The sequence below is a fragment of the Bartonella bovis 91-4 genome (assembly GCF_000384965.1).
Lineage (GTDB): Bacteria > Pseudomonadota > Alphaproteobacteria > Rhizobiales > Rhizobiaceae > Bartonella > Bartonella bovis.
Window position 1 is genome coordinate 1,035,825 of the sequence record NZ_CM001844.1, and the last position, 20,016, is coordinate 1,055,840.

Sequence of the window (20,016 nt, forward strand, 5' to 3'; positions counted from 1 at the left end):
CTTTTAAATCAGCATTATGCACAAAAGCACTGCCTTATAAAAATTATCTCTTACAACAAAAACAAAGGTATCGCAAAATATCAATCCATTTGGATTGTTACAAATCGCAATTCTCCATCAGAACGAGCAACAATAAATAAAGCGTTTTTGCGCCCTGCTTCACGTAATTTATGAAAACGTTTTTTAGCATCATCAATTGTTGTGACCGCACTTTGATTGATATCAACTATTACTTCACCAACACCAATACGTTTTTTATCAGCCGCACTATCTTGTGCTACAGATGTCACAACTAACCCATTAAGCTTATCAGCAATCGAATAGCGTTGGCGTAAATCAGCATTAAGCACCGATAATGTCATACCCATAAATTGCATTGTAGTAGGATTTGCGCTACTTTTTTTCTTATCAGATTTTTCTGCTTTATTTTCATCTGAATCAGTTTCAACTAAACGACCAAGTTTAACTTTTACTGTTTTTTCCTGTCCATCACGTAAAACCGTAATATTCACCACTTTTCCTATAGGACTTTCTGCTGCTAAACGCGGTAAATCACGTGCATTTTTTATTTTAGTATTTTCAAAATAAAGGATAATATCACCAACGTGTAATTGGCTATTATCTACGTTTGCATCTTCGATTTTACCAGCAACTAATGCCCCAACAGCCTGGTCCAGTTTCAAACTTTCTGCAATATCATCTGTCACAGGTTGAATACGAATAGCCAACCAACCGCGTCTTACTTCTCCAAAATCACGTAATTGATTGATAATAGAAATGGCCATATCAGATGGTATAGCAAAACCAATCCCTATCGATCCTCCAGAAGGAGAAACAATTGCTGTATTAATCCCTATCACTTCACCATTTCTATCAAATAATGGACCTCCAGAATTTCCTCGGTTAATTGCTGCATCTGTTTGAATAAAATTATCATAAGGACCAGCATTAAGATCACGATTACGTGCAGAAATAATTCCAACCGTTACACTACCACCAAAACCAAAAGGGTTACCGATAGCCATAACCCAATCACCAATACGTACTTTTTCTGAATTGCCAAAACGTACAGCTGTTAATTTTTTGCTTCCTGGTGTTACCTGAAGTAAAGCTAAATCCGTCTTACTATCTTTTCCAAGTAATTTTGCTTTTAGCTTTGTACCATCAGTAAAATTCACCTCAATATCATCAGCATCCATGATAACGTGGTAATTTGTAACAATAAGCCCTTTTTGTGCATCAATTACAAAACCTGATCCCAGAGAACGTACTTTTTGAAACTGACTCCCCTCTTGACCGTCTTTTGGTGTAAAAAAATCATCAAAATATTCCTGTAGCAACGAATCTTTCGAAATAACAGGATCAGGAGTATGTTCATCTTGCTCAGTCCCATCAACTATTTGCGTTGTGGAAATATTTACGACTGTTTCTAAAAGGGTAGAAGCTAAATCAGGAACTGATAGTGATGTATCTTTCTGTAAGATAACATTAGACCAACTTACTGATCTTAATAAAAACAAAACCACACAGATAATGATTACCGTGACAAAGCGCTTTAGTAACATATTTTTACCTATAACACGCATTTGCTCAATGCTGAAAAAAGCATTATTAAATTCATTTCTGCAAAACCAACATATCCGTTACAATACCATACAAACTTCACCATACAAGAAAATAGCCACACAAGCTTTTAATGAAAAAACAAAGTCTATAACTGCGATCTATTCCTTCATTTTCTTATCAGTTTTATTACCCCATATCAACCATCAGTGCTAATATTTGATTTTGTTTGCGGTAAATTGCGGAAATAGAAAAAGAAATCTTCTTTTGGTGAAATTACCATCGAAGTTTGCTCCAAATTCTTATATTGCTCCATCGCCAACCAAAAATCGTAAAACGATGGGTTGATTTCTCTGGCATTTAATAAAAGACGAATACTTTCAGCCTGCCCCTCACCACGTGTAATTTCAGCATCACGTTTTGCTGCCGCTACAATTTCTTCATATTCACGGTTAGCTTCCGCCACAATACGATCTTTTTCCTGTTGACCACGAGCACGAATATTTTCCGCAGCCGCCTCACGTTCAGCCGCCATTTGCCGATATACATCTTCAGAAACAGCATCAGTCAAATCAGTTTTGCGAATACGCACATCAACAATGGTAATACCCAACGAACCTGCATCCACAGAAAATTGTCGCTGTACTTCAGCCATCATTGCTCCACGTTCGTCTGATAAAGCCGCTTTGAATTCGCGCTTACCATAAACAGCACGCAAAGCATCAATAAAACGTGGTGCAAGATTTTCACGCGCAGCAATTTGCGGCCGACCTGATGCAATACGCTGTAAGAATAATTTAGGGTCTGTAATACAATAGATAAAGAATGCATCTACTTCATAATAGGCGCCACCACGAACTTGTACAGATTGTGTAGGCAAATCATAACGCAACAGTCGGTTATCAATAATGACCGTCTGATCTAAAAAAGGGACTTTAAAATAAATACCAGGATCAGACTCTACTTTAACGATCTGTCCAAAGCGTTTAATTGCCATTTGCTGACGAGGATAAACAACAAAAATAGATGCCCATAAAGTAACAAGAGCAAACACTACAATACCAAAAATAAAAAAGAAACGAGATTGCTGCATAATTAACGTCCTCCAGAAACACTAGGCCCCAATAATGAGGAATGTGTTGATGTTGTCGCTGTTTTTTCTGATGAATTACGCAACAATTCATTCAGTGGTAAATAAGGTATTGCCGAAGAATCCGTCTGATTCAAAACTAATTTATTGGGTGAAGAAAGAATACGCCCCATTGTTTCCATATAAAAACGGTAGCGAACAGCCTCTGGCGCAACTGCAGCCTCACGAGCTATAGCCTGAAAACGTTTAGCGCGTCCCGTTGCTTCTTCAATCATCCATGCCTTTTCACCTTTTGCAATTTCTCGTGTGCGTGAAGCTTCACCATTAGCTAAACCAATCTTAGTGAAACGCACGCGATTACCCTCCTCAATCATCCGCCCACGTTCCTGCTCTGCTTGTTGGACAGAGTTAAACGCAGCAGCAACTTTAGTAGGGGGAGCAGCCTCACTAATTGACACACGGTTTATTTCAACACCAAGTTGATATTTATTTGCAGTTAACTGGATAATCTTTTTGACATCATTAGCCACTTCTTCTTTCTTATTGCGCAAAACATCATCAACAGGTCGTGAACCAATCACTTCACGCATTGCACTCTCAGCAACTTGACGCACTGTTCCTTCTTGATCGTTCACATTAAATAAAAATTGGCTAGGATTTGAAATTCTATAATATACAGAAAAATTTACATTAACAATATTTTGGTCACTTGAAAGCATCAAACCTTCACTTTGTTGTGCCTGATTAGATTGGCTACCAATTGCAATTGTTTTTTCCGTTAAAGGCACTTTCATATAGGTTTCAATTGGCCAAAAATGAAAATGCAAACCATCACCAATGATACCTGCTTTAGGAACACCAAAGCGCAATTCTACTGCTTGTTCATTTTGCTGTACAATATAAATAGACTGGAATAACCAAAAAAGAACAGCAAGAAAAAATAACACAATGAAAATACCGCTCTCACCAAACTGCTTAAGCTGATGCTGACCCTTACGTAGAATATCATCAACATTAGAGCCATTATCACCACTGCTATTGCCACCAGAACCAAAAGGATTCTTAGGTGGTAATTTTTTATCACCACTAAGTTTATTTTTATCACCACCCCATGGGCCATTACCATTTTGATTTGTCCAGGGCATCATCACCTCTTTAACTAGTAGCTATCAATCTAAAACCAACTATTTGCAAAACTTAATCACTCACATCTTATAGAAGATCTATGATCTGTTTACAATCAATTGGCAAATTCTTTTATCTAAATAGCTATTGCCGTTCATAAATTACAAAACGCGTCGGATAATTGTCTTTGTCTCCTTGTGGAATATATTGTGTTTCAATAATAGTCCACTTTTCTTTATCAAAAATGGGAAAAAAACTATCACCTTCAATAGATGCTAAAATTTCTGTTAAGAATATTTTATGAGCAATCATTAATCCTTGTTGAAAAATTTCCCCACCCCCAATAATAAAAACTGCGTCTGCACCATCTTGAGTAGCCACTTCTTCTGCTATATCACAAGCTTGAAACAAAGAATGAGCAACAACAGCACCTTCAGCTACAAAAGTACGATTGCGAGTAATTACAATATTTGTGCGCCCTGGTAAGGGATGTCCGAGAGAATCCCAAGTTTTGCGCCCCATAATAATGGGCTTACCCAAAGTTAAAGCCTTAAAACGCTGTAAATCTGTTAATAAACGCCAAGGCATCGTGCCTTCACAACCGATAACACCATTTTGAGCAACAGCCGCAATTAAATAAATTGGAACCTTCATACTGCCACCGGTGCCTTGATATGAGGCTGAGCTTCATAATTAAGCAAATTAAAATCCTCAAATTTAAAAGAAAAAAGATCTGTTACTTCTGGATTTATCAACATCACAGGTAAAGCACCCGGTGTACGGGATAATTGCTGTTTTGCCTGTTCAAAATGGTTGGCATAAAGATGAGCATCACCAAAAGTGTGAATAAAATCTCCCACTTTCAATCCAGTAACTTGTGCAATCATCATCGTTAATAACGCATAAGAAGCAATATTGAATGGGACCCCTAAAAAAATATCTGCCGAACGCTGATAAAGCTGGCATGACAATTTGTCATCAGAAACATAAAATTGGAATAAACAATGGCAAGGCGGCAAAGCCATTTCGTCTATTAATGCAGGATTCCACGCTGATACAATCAAACGGCGCGAATCAGGATTTGTGTTAATCATATCTAAAAGATTGCTGATTTGATCAATATAACGCCCATCAGGTGCAGGCCAAGAACGCCACTGAAAACCATAAACAGGGCCAAGATCTCCATCTTTATCAGCCCATTCATCCCAAATAGATACGCCATGTTCCTTTAACCATGCAATATTTGTGTCACCTTTAAGAAACCACAAAAGCTCATAAATAATTGAACGCAAATGTAACTTTTTTGTTGTTAACAGTGGAAATCCTGCTTGCAAATTAAATCGCATCTGATATCCAAAAACTGATCGTGTCCCTACACCAGTCCTATCTGAACGATCAACACCACTATTTAAAACATGGGATAAAAAATCAAGATAAATTTTCATAAAGATATTATGGCTGATTCTACTTATTACAAGAAATTGAAATTTGAAAATTAATAAAAACACAATTCAAGCAAACAAAAAACACCTTTTACAGAAAATTAATTATAATGCGATTTAAATTTTGATGACGCAAAAGGTAAAATATTGTAGAAGGAAATAAGCCAATATGAACTCAAGAGGGATAATATGGAAAATAATGTAACTTTAGCAGCACATGATACAAAAAAGCGTATCATGTCTATCATGTCTAGTGCATCAGGTAATCTAGTAGAATGGTATGACTTTTATGTTTACTCCTTTGCATCTATCTACTTTGCGTCACAATTTTTTCCCTCAGATGGTAATGTTGTTGCCCAACTTTTAAAAGCTGCCGCAGTCTTTTTTATTGGTTTTCTTATGCGCCCAATCGGTGGATGGCTTTTTGGTTATATAGCTGACCGTTATGGCCGCAAACGTTCAATGCTTATTTCTGTTTTTATGATGTGCGGAGGTTCATTCTTAATCGCTATACTTCCCACCTACGAAACTATCGGAGTAACAGCAGCAATTCTTCTTCTTTTACTTCGTATGCTTCAAGGGCTTTCTGTCGGTGGTGAATATGGCACGACAGCAACTTATATGAGTGAAGTCGCTCTTAAAAATCACCGAGGCTTTTTTAGTTCTTTCCAATATACTACACTGATTGGTGGTCAGCTTCTAGCTAGCCTTGTTATATTCATTCTAGCATTTTATCTCACAGAAGATCAGTTAAAAGCGTGGGGTTGGCGTATTCCATTTGCCATCGGTGGACTAGCAGCAATTGTTGCAATTTTTCTACGTAGCTCTCTCCATGAAACAACCACTAAAGAAAGTCGTTCTAAAAAACAAGCAGGTAGCCTTATGGAACTTCTGCGCAACCATCGAAGAGCTTTTTTTCTGGTCATTGGTTTTACAGCTGGAGGATCGCTCACATTTTATACCTACACAACGTATATGCAAAAGTATTTGATCACTACCAGCGGATTTGATAAACACACAGCTACAACTATAATGACAATAGCTCTTTTTATTTTTATGTTATTCCAGCCAGCATTTGGTGCTTTAGCTGATAAAATTGGAACAAAAGCTTCACTTTTTATGTGGAGTCTTTTATCTATTATCTTTACAATCCCAGGACTTAAAATAATTGGTAGTACCGATAACATGTGGTTTGCCTTATTAATCATTATCGGAATGTTATGTATTCTAAGCTTCTACACATCCATTTCTGGTATTATAAAGGCAGATATGTTCCCCTCTTCTGTACGTGCAATAGGGGTGGGGTTATCTTATGCCATCGCTAACGCGCTATTTGGTGGTTCTGCTGAATCTGTAGCGCTTGGATTAAAAGATATGGGATATGAATCTATTTTCTATTTTTACATAACCGGTATGATGATAATTGCATTCATCGCAATTATCTTAATGCCAGATCCTCGAAAGAATGGATATCTTCAAAAAGAAGAAAATCATTAAACCTTTATTTTTAAAAAGCCCGAGAAAATCGGGCTTTTATTTTATAAGAGCTTGATATTAAAACTAAAATTTATCAGGCGTACTTACTTTTAGTGACTACAATAAAAAGCTGTATAACTTTTTTACGATTTTTCAATATACATAACCACTTTTGAAATAACTATTTCAGTATTTTATTTTTATCATTCCAATAAATTTTAAATTCACTTTACACTCTCTTTGATCCAACAGAAAACAAGCCTATTTAGTCACTCTAGGCAAAGCTACGCTACGGTATAAGCTATTTTTAGTCTATTCCATCAAAATTACTTTATATAAGTTATTCTACTAAATTATATGTCATTTAATAAAGTAAGACAAAAACGAATAATTATCGCTTTACTAGCACATTAAAAATCTTGAACTTATCAATAATGAAAAGATTTAAAATATTAACAATTCCCCTCTTTCCCAAAGACTGTTCTTCATCTATATTTAAAAGGCTGGTTTATCAGCTATGGTAATAAATGGACAATGGAATAAGCCCATTGGACCCGGGGGCGGTACCCGGCGCCTCCACCAAAATATAATCAATAAAGCTTATACTTTGGTGGGGGCGAAATAGGATCGACAAGGGTGTAAAGATTGCTCTTTTACTCGGCATTGTACCACCGTCATCGGACTAAATTAGTAGTTGCAAACGACAACTATGCGGAAGCACGTCTCGCTGCTTAAGCAGTGCGAAGGCTTCAAATCAAGCCTTAAACCGTCGCAGGTTTAAGCGGGGTCCGGAGGCACCTGGCAACAGAAGCCTTCACTTTTATAAGTAATTTATTTTGACCGACCAGATACAAATTGTTATGAAATGAGTGGTAGAAAAAATATTGCGAGCTTAAAGAAACATTTCATCGCGCTATGTTGTTTGACTTCAACAGCTGCATAAATTAAAAGGAATAAACTTCGATGGTTCAAGATCAAATCCGTTACGATATTCTCGTTCAGGATGCGCTCCGTGGAGTTATCCGTAAAGTTTTGCTAGAAGTCGCTAAAGCAGGTCTTCCAGGTAATCACCATTTCTTTATTACCTTTTCAACAAAAGCGCCAGCAGTAAAAATCTCTTCTCGACTCAAAAGTCGCTATCCTGATCAAATGACAATCGTATTACAACATCAATTTAGAGACTTGAACGTATCAGAAAATGCTTTTGAAGTCACTTTATCCTTTGGAGAAATTATTGAAAAATTAATTATTCCTTTTACCTCCATTCAAGTTTTTTATGACCCTATAGCGGCATTTGAAGCGGCATTTGATTTGCCCGCTAATCTCACCTCCGAAGAGAATGAAAATCCAGGAAATGCTTCATGTACACCCGAAGTTTCTTCAAACAAACAAAAAAAAGAAAGTGAGCTCATAAAAGCACAGAATCTCAAAATGGATAAAGAAGCTTCAAACAATGATATTAAACGTAGTGCTGATGTTGTTTCTTTAGACTCTTTTCGAAAAAATAAATGAACCGTGCCTATGACTAAAGTGATCAACCTTCGCCAATTTCAGAAACAGCAGAAACGTATCGAGCAAACTATTCATGCAGAGGAAAATCGTTATCGTTTTGGGCGAACAAAACTTGAAAAACTTTTTGATAAAAAAGAACTTTTAAAAGCTCAAAAATTTCTTGATCAAAATCGTTTATCTAACAATGAATGAGAAAAAATGAAAATAAATATTTAGCTAAAAATGCTCGTAAAAAACTATTAGTTTGCATTGATGCTCCCTTTACAAGTACATTTTAAAATAACCATTTTGGGATTAAAAAATAGTTCATAAAAAAATAATTTTTATTTTTAATAATCATTGATATTGACAGTAAAAGAATTAAAAAATTAATCTTTCAGTTTTATTATGTGTTTACGTATTTTATAATCTCTCACCTAATAGTTTTAATACTGCTTTTGTCTCTTTTTTATTATTTTTAAAATTTATTCATCTGAAAATGTTGCGATTTTTTCTGAGAAGATTTTTTTAAACTAGCGTTTCAATCAAAAAATAATACATAAAAATACAATGAATGACCTTTCTAATCACATACCATTTTTTGAAGATGAAGAGCTCCCCCATAAGCCTGAAAATAATTCTGAATTAACTGTTAGCGCTACAGTAGCAAAAGAAAAAGTACAATATAAACCCGACTATTTGGAAAAACTTAACCCAGAACAACGAGAAGCTGTCATAAACACAGAAGGACCTCTGTTAGTTCTTGCTGGGGCTGGCACGGGAAAAACACGTGTTCTTACTACTCGCATTTTTCATATTTTGCACCTTGGGCTCGCTCACCCTAAGCAAATATTAGCGATTACCTTTACAAATAAAGCAGCACGCGAAATGAAAACCCGTATTGCTGAACTTGTTGGTGAAACTATTGAAGGTATGCCATGGCTTGGAACATTTCATTCCATTGGCGCAAAAATTTTACGCCGCCATGCAGAGCTTATCAACTTAAAAAGCAATTTCACCATTCTTGACACTGACGATGTTGTTCGTCTTTTAAAACAGCTCATTCAAGCAGCAGGTTTAGATGACAAGCGCTGGTCAGCACGTAGTTTGGCAACAATGATTGATGCTTGGAAAAACCAAGGACTCTTACCAGACCATATTTCAGAAAGTGATTCCTATGCCTTTGCTAAAGGTATGGGGCGTGAACTCTACCACAGCTATCAGGATCGGCTAAAAAGCCTCAATGCTTGTGATTTTGGTGACCTATTGCTTCATTCCATTAATATTTTCCAACATAACCCAGATATTCTTCATGAATACCATGCTAAATTTCGCTATATTCTTGTAGATGAATATCAAGATACGAATACAGCGCAATATCTTTGGCTTCGTCTTTTGGCACAACAATCTGCAAGACGGGAGGTCAATCTTTGTTGTGTCGGCGATGATGATCAATCTATTTACGGATGGCGTGGTGCTAAAGTTGATAATATATTACGCTTTGAAAAAGACTTTCCTCCTGCAAAAATCATTCGTTTAGAACGCAACTACCGTTCTACATCACATATTCTTAAAACAGCTTCTCACTTCATTTCTCACAACCAGGGAAGACTTGGAAAAACACTTTTTTCAGATAAAATAAACAATAAAGAAAAAAAAGTAAAAGTCCATGCCGCATGGGATTCAGAAGAAGAAGCGCGTGCCATCGCGAAAGAAATTGAACAAGCACAACAATCTGGGCATTTATTAAATGATATGGCTATATTAGTGCGAGCATCATTTCAAATGCGTGCATTTGAAGAGCGTTTTATAACACTTGGTCTTAACTATCGTGTCATTGGAGGACCACGTTTTTATGAACGAATGGAAATACGTGATGCCTTGGCTTACTTGCGTGTTGTTGCTCAACCTTCTGATGATTTAGCCTTTGAACGCATTATCAATACACCCAAACGTGGCTTAGGAGAGACAACGCTACGCCATCTTCATAATAATGCACGTACACGCACTATTTCTCTTTTTTCTGCTGCTATTAAAATAATCGAAACAGATGAACTAAAACCTAAAGCACGAAATGCTTTACGCAATATTATTGAAGACTTTCATCGTTGGCAAAACCTATCACCACGCACACCACTTACAGAGCTTACTGAAATGATCCTTAATGATTCAGGCTATATGGAAATGTGGCAAGAAGATCGTTCACCAGAAGCACCAACACGTCTAGAAAATCTTAAAGAAATGATTCGTTCTATGGAACAATTTGAAAATCTTCACAGTTTTTTAGAACATGTTTCATTGGTTATGGATGTCGAACATAACGAAAATATGGATGCAGTTAATATTATGACCCTTCATTCAGCTAAAGGGCTTGAATTTAAAACAGTTTTCCTTCCTGGTTGGGAAGAAGGACTCTTTCCCAATCAACGCTCACTAGATGAAGGTGGCCGTGCAGGACTAGAAGAAGAACGCAGGCTTGCTTATGTAGGTCTAACAAGAGCACAACAAAATCTGCATATATGGTTTGTCTCTAATCGACGAATTCATGGACTTTGGCAGTCCACCATTCCCTCCCGTTTTTTGAATGAATTACCAGAAGAACATATAGAAGTTCTAGAAAATGAAACATCTTATGGTGGTTATGGCCAGTATTCAAAGCCAGGGTGGAAAAATGCGCACAAAAATCAAACAGAAGCAAGACACAATAATTGGAGCTCACAATCATCCAGTTATATTCAAAAAATTGGTTATGAAGATAGTGATTTAGATTTTAGCCCTATCCAATTTCATCAGAAAAAAAATATTGAAAGAAAAATTATCTCTCAATCCGCATCTGATACACCATCAGCTTTTTCAATTAATGATCGTGTTTTTCATATTAAATTCGGTTATGGTCATATTTCAGCAATAGGCGGTAATAAATTGACTATTTTGTTTGATAAAGCTGGAGAAAAACGTGTTCTCGATAATTTTGTAACTAAAGCTTAACACATAAAATATAGTACAGCTATTTCAAGTAACAAACCGTTTTCTTTTGCTACATTATTTTATAATCAAAATAAAAAAATAACCACCAGTTCCATTAGGCAAAGCTATTAGCGTACTCATTTCAAAATAGCCGTATTTTACACAATTGTATTGTCGTTTAATATGAGAATCGTTTTTACAGCATCAAAAATCTTTTAAAAATTCATTCATTCCATATCAATTGTTTTTGTATTACAAAACAATGGCAAAATATTACTGATTTTTGGATAGCAAAATTATTCCTAAAATAGAAAATACAATACTTTATTGCTCATCTGTGATGCGATACTTTGTAACTCATATTCTTTATGAAACTTGCAGTATAAATCACGCTTCGTAATGTTGAAACAAAGATTGCAAAACTAATTCGTCAGGATTATAGCATTTTCGATACTTTAAAAAGTTAAGCTATAAAATCAAAAAGGTTAAGCTATGAAAAATGTAATATACATCTTTGGGCTAACAGTCATATTTCTCGCTGGTGTTTTTACTTATGACGCGTGGAAAAATAAGCCCTTAGGTGATAATTTTACACTCATTGCTTCCACTGGCCAAACGGTTACTGAAGCTGATATTAGAAATAAACCTTCAGCAATTTTTTTTGGTTTTACCATGTGCCCTGAAAGTTGCCCTACTACACTGACAGATCTTGATCGATGGCTTACAGAAATTGGCCCTAACGCTGATAAATTAGGTATATGGTTCGTAACTGTTGATCCTGAACGTGATACACCAGAAGTACTACGTGATTATCTAAGCAATTTTACCAATAATATTATTGGTATAAGTGGAGATCCTGAAAAAGTTCACAAAATGGTATCCTCTTTCAACATTGTTGCAGAAAAAGTGCCTGGAACAGATGGTAACTATACTTACGATCATACAGCTGCCATTTTCTTACTTAAAAAAGGCGGAAAACTAGCTGGTATTATTCCTTATAATACTGCAGAAAATGAGAATCAATTAAAAGATGATATTGCCATTAAACAGCTTAAAAAGCTCACCTCAAACTAAATAAAAAGCATTTAATAAGAAGAAAATATGTCTCAGCAAATTCGTCTATTCTGTACAGCCTTCAAAAACGAGGCAGAACAGTTCTACACCCTTATGGAAACAGCCTTTGAGGAAGAAGGATATCCTCTTGCTCTGGTAGAAATAGATGAGAAAAATGCCATTTATGAGTTATCACTTTATGTCGACAAAGAAAATCAAAACAGTGCGCACAAACGCTTTGCAGATATTCTTGCTCTGCCCCCTAATAAAATTAACATAGAAATTTTGCCTGATATTGATTGGGTTCAACAAAGCCTTAAAGAGCTAAAACCTGTATATGCAGGCCCTTTCTTTCTTTATGGAAGTCATGATCGAAAAAACATCCCGCCTAACGTTTTACCAATTGAAATTGAAGCTAATCAGGCTTTTGGTACAGGCCACCATGAAACAACATCCAGTTGTTTAGAAATGATCACCAAAATTATGCAAACTGAAAACCCGCAAAATGCCCTCGATCTTGGCACAGGTAGTGGCGTATTAGCCATTGGTATGGCAATGCTTAAGCCCATTTCTATACTTGCATCTGATAGTGACCCAATTGCTGTTCAAATTGCACAACACAATATTAAACTCAATGGTGTTAAAAGATATATCACAACTATTACAGCAACAGGCCTTAATCATGATACAATTGCATCACATGCACCTTTTGACCTCATTGTTGCTAATATCCTCGCCGGCCCTCTCATTGAACTTGCACAAGAAATGGCCCAAGCTTTGCAAAAAAATGGATCTATTATATTATCGGGCATTCTTGAAGAACAGCACGACCATGTCCTAAAAGCTTATATAAAACAAGGCCTACAACACATTGAAACACACCATCGCCAAGGATGGGTTACTTTACATCTCAAATAAAAAGAAAAGGATATTGTGTGTATCAATCTTTTGAGGTTATAACAAATCCAATCCATGCTGCAGAGCGTATTTTTGCCCTTCGTCAAGAACTTGATCGTATAGGACTGGATGGTTTTCTGGTGCCAAGAGCAGATGAACATCAAGGAGAATATATTCCACCCCACGCTCAGCGCCTTAGCTGGCTAACTGGTTTCACTGGCTCAGCTGGTATGGCTTTAATTTTAAAAAATAAAGCCATCATATTCACAGATGGGCGTTATACACTTCAAGTTCGTCAGCAAACTGATCCTCAAATTTTTGATTATGAAGATCTAATGACTTGCTCACCCTCGCAATGGTTGGAAGAAAATGGGCACAAACTTTCTATTGGTTTTGACCCATGGCTTCATACTATTACTGCTACCGCTACATTGAGAAAAGCTTTAGAATTTAAAGCAGAAGGAAAGCTTGTAGCAACAAAAACCAATCCTATTGATCTTATTTGGCAGGATCAACCACAATTACCGCAAGCTACTTTATCGATTCATCCTCTCGAATATGCCGGATGTAAAACAGACGAAAAATTAGCATTGATTTATGAAAATATACAGCAAGCCGGAGCGAATGCTTTTATTTTTACAGATCCTGCATCTATTGCGTGGACATTCAATATACGGGGCAATGATGTCTCCAACACACCCTTTGCCCTTTGTTTTGCTCTCATTTCAACAAAAGAAACACCCTCCTTATTTATTGATAGCAAAAAACTTAGTCTAGAACAGAAAAACTATCTGGAACAATATGTAAAATTATATGAACCGGAAAAACTCATTCCAAAGATCAAAAATCATGTTCAAAAAGGAATGGTTTTTGCTTTAGATCCACTGCGAACATGCGAGAAATTGCGTACTATTATTGAAAACGAAAATAATTCTTTCATTACGCTTACCGACCCAGCTGCTTTGCCACGTGCTATTAAAAATATCACAGAATTAGAAGGTGCACGCAAAGCTCATCTGTGCGATGGTGTATCACTTACCCGATTTTTGGCTTGGTTGGATAAACAAACACCAGGTACAATTAGTGAAATTTTTGCTGCCCAAAAATTAGAAGAATTTCGTATAATAACAGCAAAAAAAATGGGAACAAAACTCGAAGACCTTTCCTTTGATACGATTTCAGCAGCAGGTGCGAATGGTGCAATTGTTCATTATCGTGTAACCACTGAAACAAACAAACTACTTAATGCCGGTGAGCTTTATCTTGTTGATTCAGGCGGACAATATCGCAACGGCACAACAGATGTCACACGTACAATAGCAATCGGCCCTATTGGAGAAGAAGAAAAACGTTGTTTTACCCTTGTTCTTAAAGGTATGATTGCTCTTTCAACCGCACGATTCCCAAAAGGTACACGCGGACAAGATATTGATGTTCTAGCGCGTATCTCTTTATGGAAAGCCGGTTTTGATTATGCGCATAGTACTGGCCATGGAGTTGGCTCTTACCTCTCTGTTCATGAAGGACCACAAAATCTTTCACGTTATGGAAGCCAAGAACTTATTCCCGGCATGATTATTTCTAATGAACCCGGGTATTACCGTGAAGGAGCTTTTGGTATTCGTATTGAAAATTTGATGATTGTGAAACCTGCACAAAAAATTACTTCTGGCGATATAGATATGCTATCATTTGAAACACTCACAAATTGTCCTATTGATCGACGGCTAATCCTACCAGAGCTTTTAACAACTCAAGAGCGACAATGGCTCAATGACTATCATGCGCATGTTTATCAAATGAATGCACCTTATCTTAGCGCAGAAGAAAAAAAATGGACAAAAGAAGCCACAATGCCTATTTAATTGAATAAAAATGCACATTTATTATTCCTCTTTCTAAAGCACATCTTTTTGATGTTCTGGAAAATAAATTGTGTATTTCTCATAAGCAGACATAAATAAACTCATACATCATAACTTGTACAAAGGAGTAAATAATTAAAACACATCATCAAAAATAAAACTAAATATAATACTCCTTAATCAATTGGGACCAGCTATCTTCATCAATAACCTCAACGCCTAACTCTTTTGCTTTGGTCAATTTTGATCCTGCTCCAAGCCCTGCAACAAGAAGATCAGTCTTTTTAGAAATAGAACCAGATGTTTTAGCACCTAAACGCTCTGCTAATGCTTTTGCTTCATCTCGCGACATAGACATTAAAGTCCCCGTAAAAACAATTATTTTTCCTGCTATTGGTGAATAATCTGTTGCAATAGCTTCTTCAGGAAGAGGTGTTACTTCTTTAAGCAAAGCTGATAACACATCACGGTTATGTGCTTCTTGATAAAAATCAATAATTGCCCTGCCAACACGAACTCCAATTCCCTCAATACTGATCAGATCTGCCCATTCTTCATTACCTTCATCTGCCTTATCATGTGGTGCAATAGCTGACATTATTGCAGACTCAAAAGCAATATAATTTCGATAAACACGTGCGAGACGTTGTGCATTAACTTCACCAACATGGCGAATACCTAATGCAAACAAAAAACGACTTAAAGGAATCTTTCGGCGTGCATTAATAGCATCAAAAAGCTTGCGGACAGAAAGACTGCCAAAACCCTCTATATTTTCCAAACGTGTCAAAGCTTTTTTTTGACGCTGTTCTAAAGTAAAAATATCAACCGGCGAATGGATACAAAGCGTTTCATCTTGAATATGAAAGAAAAATTCCACCTGTTTTTTACCAAGCCCTTCAATATCAAAAGCATTGCGTGAAATAAAATGACGAATACGCTCAATCGCTTGTGCTGAACAAATAAGCCCACCTGTACATCGACGCACTGCTTCACCCACTTCACGAACAGCGCGGCTGCCACAAGCAGGACAATGATGAGGAAAAACAAAAGGAATTGCATCCTTTGGACGCTTTTTAGAAATAATATCAACAATTTGAGGTATCACATCACCAGCACGCTGTACAATCACTGTATCACCTACGCGGATATCACGTCCCTCACGAACTGACTCACCTTTACGGCCAATTCCTTTAATATAATCCTCGTTATGCAAAGTTGCATTAGTAACCACAACCCCACCTACAGTAATAGGTGTAAGGCGTGCAACTGGCGTTAATGCTCCAGTTCGACCCACTTGAATATCAATACCTTCTAAAAGTGCTGCAGCTTTTTCTGCTGGAAATTTATGTGCAATTGCCCAACGTGGTGAACGAGATACAAACCCCAAGCGCATTTGCAGTCCCAAATCATTAACCTTATAAACAACACCATCAATGTCATAGCTTAAAGATTGCCGCTGTTCTTCAATAAAATGATAATATGAAATAAGATCTTCTACTTTTTCGAAAACTTTTGTAAATGGATTAACAACAAAGCCATATTCTTTTAGCTTATTCATCATCTCCATTTGGCTTCTAGCCGGCATTTTACTCACCTCCCCCCAAGCATAAGCAAAAAACTTAAGTTTTCTGTTGGCAGTTATTCGTGAATCAAGCTGGCGTAAAGAACCAGCCGCTGCATTTCTAGGATTTGCAAAAGCTAACTTTCCTTCTTTTTGCTGGTTAGTATTGAGTACTTGAAAATCCTCTTGCCTTATATAAACTTCACCACGAACTTCGATAATATCTGGAAATTCCCCCTGTAAAACCTTTGGAATATCAGAAATTGTCCGTGCATTTGCAGTTACATTCTCACCTGTATACCCATCACCACGCGTTGCAGCGCGTACAAGCTTCCCTTTCTCATAACGCAAAGATAAAGATAAGCCATCAATCTTCGGTTCAGCTGTCATTTCTAATGTCTGTGTTGATGGAAGTCGTAAAAAACGGCGAACACGCTCAACAAATTCACTAACATCTTCAACACTAAACGCATTATCAAGAGAAAGCATCGCTTGTGTATGAACAGACTTTTCAAATTTTTCTGAAACTGGCGCACCAATTTTATACGAAGGGGAATCTGCTCGAATTAATTCAGGAAATAAAGTTTCAATTTCCATATTGCGACGACGAAGAGCATCATATTGTGCATCAGAAATCTCAGGTTGATCATTATTATTATAAAGAACATCATGACGTGCGATTTCTTTTGCTAACCACTCTAACTCACTTGCCGCTTCAAGGGCAGTCAGATTTTTAACCGCATTTTTGTCCATATACTTTATTCCGAGTCGTACAATTGATAATTATATGAATCTAAACTCTTTTATATCAATAGAACCCAAACGAATATATTGTCGTCTGTGTTCCTATCATCAATCAATTATATCTGTGCTAAAAGTTTTTGGGCCGCCGCACGCGCCTCTTCAGTAATCTGTTCCCCTGCTAACATACGTGCAATTTCTTCAGCACGTTCACATTCTTCCATTTTATGGATACGCGTAACAAAATGCCCTTTATCACCACTTTCAACTTTTGAAACAAGAAAATGACTATGAGCTTTGGACGCAACTTGGGGGGCATGTGTGATAGCAAAAACTTGAACACTTTTTGATAAACACAGTAATCTCTGCCCAATCGCAGCAGCTACAGCCCCACCAATTCCTGTGTCAATTTCATCAAAGATTAGTGTGGGAGCTGATCCACGATCAGCCAAGACAACCTTTAATGCTAATAAAAAACGAGACAATTCACCACCAGAAACTACATTCAACATTGGCCCAGCTCGTGATCCAGGGTTTGTTCTTACCCAATACTCAACCCGGTCTATACCATCTACATTACGCTTTTCAGAATCACTTTGCACATTAACAGTAAATTCTGCCTTTTCTAACTTCAATGCTGGTAACTCAGCCATAACGCTTGTAGATAAATGCTGTGCTACTTCTTGACGTTTCATGGAAAGAGCTTGTGCACATGTATCATAATTTTTTTGTGCCTCCTGTGCTTGTGCTTCTAAATGCTCCAACGTAGTCTGAGCAGAATCAAAATCAGAAAGTTCAGCTTTCATTTTATCACATAACTGAGGTAATTCAGTTACAGAAACATGGTATTTGCGCGCCAATCCCCGAAGTGTAAAAAGGCGCTCTTCTATTCGTTCCAATTCATCAGCGTCAAAATTCAATGCTTGCATTGCCGTTTCAATACCATCTTGCGTTATTGAAAGTGCCTGCAATGCATCGTCAATGGACTTAACCACAGGTGTAATGAGTGTCTGTGCTTCAGGGATTTTTCGCTCCAAACGTCTCACTAAACTGGACAAAACAGAAATTGGTGATTTAGGACCATTGAAGAGATCATCAGCTTCTTTAATATCGGTCGCTATTTTATCTAGTTTCAACATATCTGCACGACGAAGAGACAGTGTATTTTCCTCATCACTCTTGAAATCAAACTTTTCAAGTTCTTCCACACTTGCACGAAGATAACAAGCCTCACGTACAGCAGCCTCTACTTTGATACGCTGTTGTTGCACGTGTTCTTCTAATTCATGCCATATTCGATAACATTTGCGTACATTTTCTGCGTCACTCTCAAGCCCACCAAAAGCATCTAACAACCGGCGATGCGTATCAATATCAACAAGTGCACGATCATCATGCTGGCCATGAATTTCAACTAACATACGGCCAACATTGCGCATCAATGCAATACTAGCCACCTGATCATTAATAAAACCACGGCTACGACCATCACTTGATTGCACCCGTCGTAAAATGATATCACCTTCATTATCAAAACCATTCTCATGTATAAGCTGGCGTGCAGGATGTGAAATCGGCACATCAAAAACAGCTGTCACTTGCCCTTGCGCTGCACCATGACGTACAAGTGAAGCATCCCCACGTCCCCCAAGAGCTAATGACAAAGAATCAAGCAATATAGATTTCCCAGCACCCGTTTCCCCGGTTAAAACCAATAAACCTGCGGGAAAACTCATATCGAGCTTCTCGATCAAAACAATATCATTAATCGAAAGCTGTACCAGCATATGAAATCAACGCGCCTCATTTTTATCACCACTTAAAGTACGTGAAATCCAAGAAGACTTATGCTCTTGTGGTGACATACTATTCTTCTGTAACAAATCATAAGAGAATTTATACCATTTACTTTCTGGATAATTGCGCCCTAAAATAGCCGCTGCTGTTTGCGCTTCTGCAATTAAACCAAGAGCAAGATTAACTTCAGTCAAACGGAAAAGCGCTTCTTCAATCTGGTTTGTATCCGAATACTCTTCAACTACCGCACGAAATCTTCTGCTCGCTGCTAGATATTGCCGACCTTCTTCATAATAACGGCCAATCTGCATTTCTTTACCAGCCAATTGTTCTCGACCAAAGCGTATTTTATCTTTAGCATCTTTTACATACTCAGATTCTGGGTAGCGCTCTACTAAAAGCTGCATAGCAGCAATAGCACGTTTGGTATCTCGTTGGTCACGTGTAATATCGCGAATTTGATGAAAAGAAGAAAGACCAACAATATAATAAGCATAGGCAGAATCGCTTGCATTTGGATAAAGAGTAATATAGCGCTGGGCCATACTAATTGCATCATCATACTTACCCAGCCGATAACTTACAAAAGCACCCATAACTAAAGATTTACGCCCCCATTCACTATAAGCGTATTGCTTTTCAATAATAGAAAACTTCTTCAATGCCTCATCAAGCCGTCCTAGATCAAGGTTAGCAAGTGCTTGATTATACAATACATCTGGTGGATCCATTATTAAAACATGCATAGCTGGATTAAAAGTATCTTTATCTTTGCTTAAACAACCCGCTAATAAACACAGCCCCCCTCCTAAGATCCCAATCAATACTTTGCGTACAATGTTAGATTGTCTATGTGCCACATTTTTAATATACATATTAGACCTTTTCATAGTGTTTCTAGCCTCCCGAAAATGCCATCTCGGAGTAAAAGCTATTTATAAAATA

General features: G+C 37.2%; 15 protein-coding genes and 1 other RNA gene. 8 read left to right on the forward strand and 8 right to left on the reverse strand.

Translation table 11 applies throughout. From position 1 onward, the window contains the following. Nucleotides 1-80 precede the first annotated feature (80 nt). From BBBE_RS04565 to BBBE_RS04585, 5 genes are all read right to left on the reverse strand, one after another. Complete coding sequence (locus BBBE_RS04565) at nucleotides 81-1,565, reverse strand: Do family serine endopeptidase (protein WP_035464670.1); 1,485 nt, start codon at nucleotides 1,563-1,565, stop codon at nucleotides 81-83. A 197-nt stretch (nucleotides 1,566-1,762) separates the two neighbouring features. Next, nucleotides 1,763-2,656: a protease modulator HflC gene (gene hflC / locus BBBE_RS04570; protein ID WP_010701386.1), complete on the reverse strand. Its 894-nt coding sequence runs from the start codon at nucleotides 2,654-2,656 to the stop codon at nucleotides 1,763-1,765. 2 nt (nucleotides 2,657-2,658) lie between these two features. Beyond that, complete coding sequence (gene hflK, locus BBBE_RS04575) at nucleotides 2,659-3,798, reverse strand: FtsH protease activity modulator HflK (RefSeq protein WP_010701387.1); 1,140 nt, start codon at nucleotides 3,796-3,798, stop codon at nucleotides 2,659-2,661. 124 nt (nucleotides 3,799-3,922) lie between these two features. Then, nucleotides 3,923-4,432 carry a dihydrofolate reductase gene (locus BBBE_RS04580; RefSeq protein ID WP_010701388.1) on the reverse strand — a complete coding sequence of 170 codons (510 nt, stop codon included), beginning with the start codon at nucleotides 4,430-4,432 and terminating at the stop codon, nucleotides 3,923-3,925. Further along, the gene (locus BBBE_RS04585; RefSeq protein WP_010701389.1) at nucleotides 4,429-5,223 is read right to left on the reverse strand and encodes a thymidylate synthase; all 795 of its coding nucleotides are present in this window, start codon (nucleotides 5,221-5,223) and stop codon (nucleotides 4,429-4,431) included. The genes BBBE_RS04580 and BBBE_RS04585 overlap by 4 nt, the downstream gene beginning before the upstream one ends. 186 nt (nucleotides 5,224-5,409) lie before the next feature. Between BBBE_RS04585 and BBBE_RS04590 the strand changes: the two genes are divergently transcribed. The 8 genes from BBBE_RS04590 (at nucleotide 5,410) to BBBE_RS04620 (ending at nucleotide 14,969) form a co-directional block, all read left to right on the forward strand. Beyond that, complete coding sequence (locus BBBE_RS04590; RefSeq protein WP_010701390.1) at nucleotides 5,410-6,717, forward strand: MFS family transporter; 1,308 nt, start codon at nucleotides 5,410-5,412, stop codon at nucleotides 6,715-6,717. Between the two features lie 442 nt (nucleotides 6,718-7,159). Continuing rightward, nucleotides 7,160-7,515, forward strand: a transfer-messenger RNA (tmRNA) gene (gene ssrA / locus BBBE_RS07240). 144 nt (nucleotides 7,516-7,659) lie between these two features. Continuing rightward, nucleotides 7,660-8,208, forward strand: coding sequence for an SspB family protein (locus BBBE_RS04595; RefSeq protein ID WP_010701391.1), 549 nt, complete (start codon nucleotides 7,660-7,662; stop codon nucleotides 8,206-8,208). Nucleotides 8,209-8,217: 9 nt separating this feature from the next. Continuing rightward, the gene (locus tag BBBE_RS04600; protein ID WP_010701392.1) at nucleotides 8,218-8,400 is read left to right on the forward strand and encodes a DUF4169 family protein; all 183 of its coding nucleotides are present in this window, start codon (nucleotides 8,218-8,220) and stop codon (nucleotides 8,398-8,400) included. A gap of 357 nt (nucleotides 8,401-8,757) precedes the next feature. Beyond that, the gene (locus BBBE_RS04605) at nucleotides 8,758-11,175 is read left to right on the forward strand and encodes an ATP-dependent helicase (protein ID WP_010701393.1); all 2,418 of its coding nucleotides are present in this window, start codon (nucleotides 8,758-8,760) and stop codon (nucleotides 11,173-11,175) included. Between the two features lie 471 nt (nucleotides 11,176-11,646). Further along, nucleotides 11,647-12,228 carry an SCO family protein gene (locus BBBE_RS04610; RefSeq protein ID WP_010701394.1) on the forward strand — a complete coding sequence of 194 codons (582 nt, stop codon included), beginning with the start codon at nucleotides 11,647-11,649 and terminating at the stop codon, nucleotides 12,226-12,228. A 27-nt stretch (nucleotides 12,229-12,255) separates the two neighbouring features. Next, the gene (locus BBBE_RS04615; protein ID WP_010701395.1) at nucleotides 12,256-13,125 is read left to right on the forward strand and encodes a 50S ribosomal protein L11 methyltransferase; all 870 of its coding nucleotides are present in this window, start codon (nucleotides 12,256-12,258) and stop codon (nucleotides 13,123-13,125) included. A 17-nt stretch (nucleotides 13,126-13,142) separates the two neighbouring features. Then, a complete protein-coding gene (locus BBBE_RS04620; protein ID WP_010701396.1) occupies nucleotides 13,143-14,969 on the forward strand; it encodes an aminopeptidase P family protein in 1,827 nt (608 codons plus the stop codon). Between the two features lie 160 nt (nucleotides 14,970-15,129). Here the strand turns inward: BBBE_RS04620 and ligA are convergent, their stop codons facing one another. The 3 genes from ligA to BBBE_RS04635 form a co-directional block, all read right to left on the reverse strand. Next, nucleotides 15,130-17,286, reverse strand: coding sequence for an NAD-dependent DNA ligase LigA (gene ligA / locus BBBE_RS04625; RefSeq protein WP_010701397.1), 2,157 nt, complete (start codon nucleotides 17,284-17,286; stop codon nucleotides 15,130-15,132). A 107-nt stretch (nucleotides 17,287-17,393) separates the two neighbouring features. Beyond that, the gene (gene recN, locus BBBE_RS04630; protein WP_010701398.1) at nucleotides 17,394-19,061 is read right to left on the reverse strand and encodes a DNA repair protein RecN; all 1,668 of its coding nucleotides are present in this window, start codon (nucleotides 19,059-19,061) and stop codon (nucleotides 17,394-17,396) included. A gap of 6 nt (nucleotides 19,062-19,067) precedes the next feature. Continuing rightward, the gene (locus tag BBBE_RS04635; protein ID WP_022708686.1) at nucleotides 19,068-19,961 is read right to left on the reverse strand and encodes an outer membrane protein assembly factor BamD; all 894 of its coding nucleotides are present in this window, start codon (nucleotides 19,959-19,961) and stop codon (nucleotides 19,068-19,070) included. Between the last annotated feature and the right edge of the window lie 55 nt (nucleotides 19,962-20,016).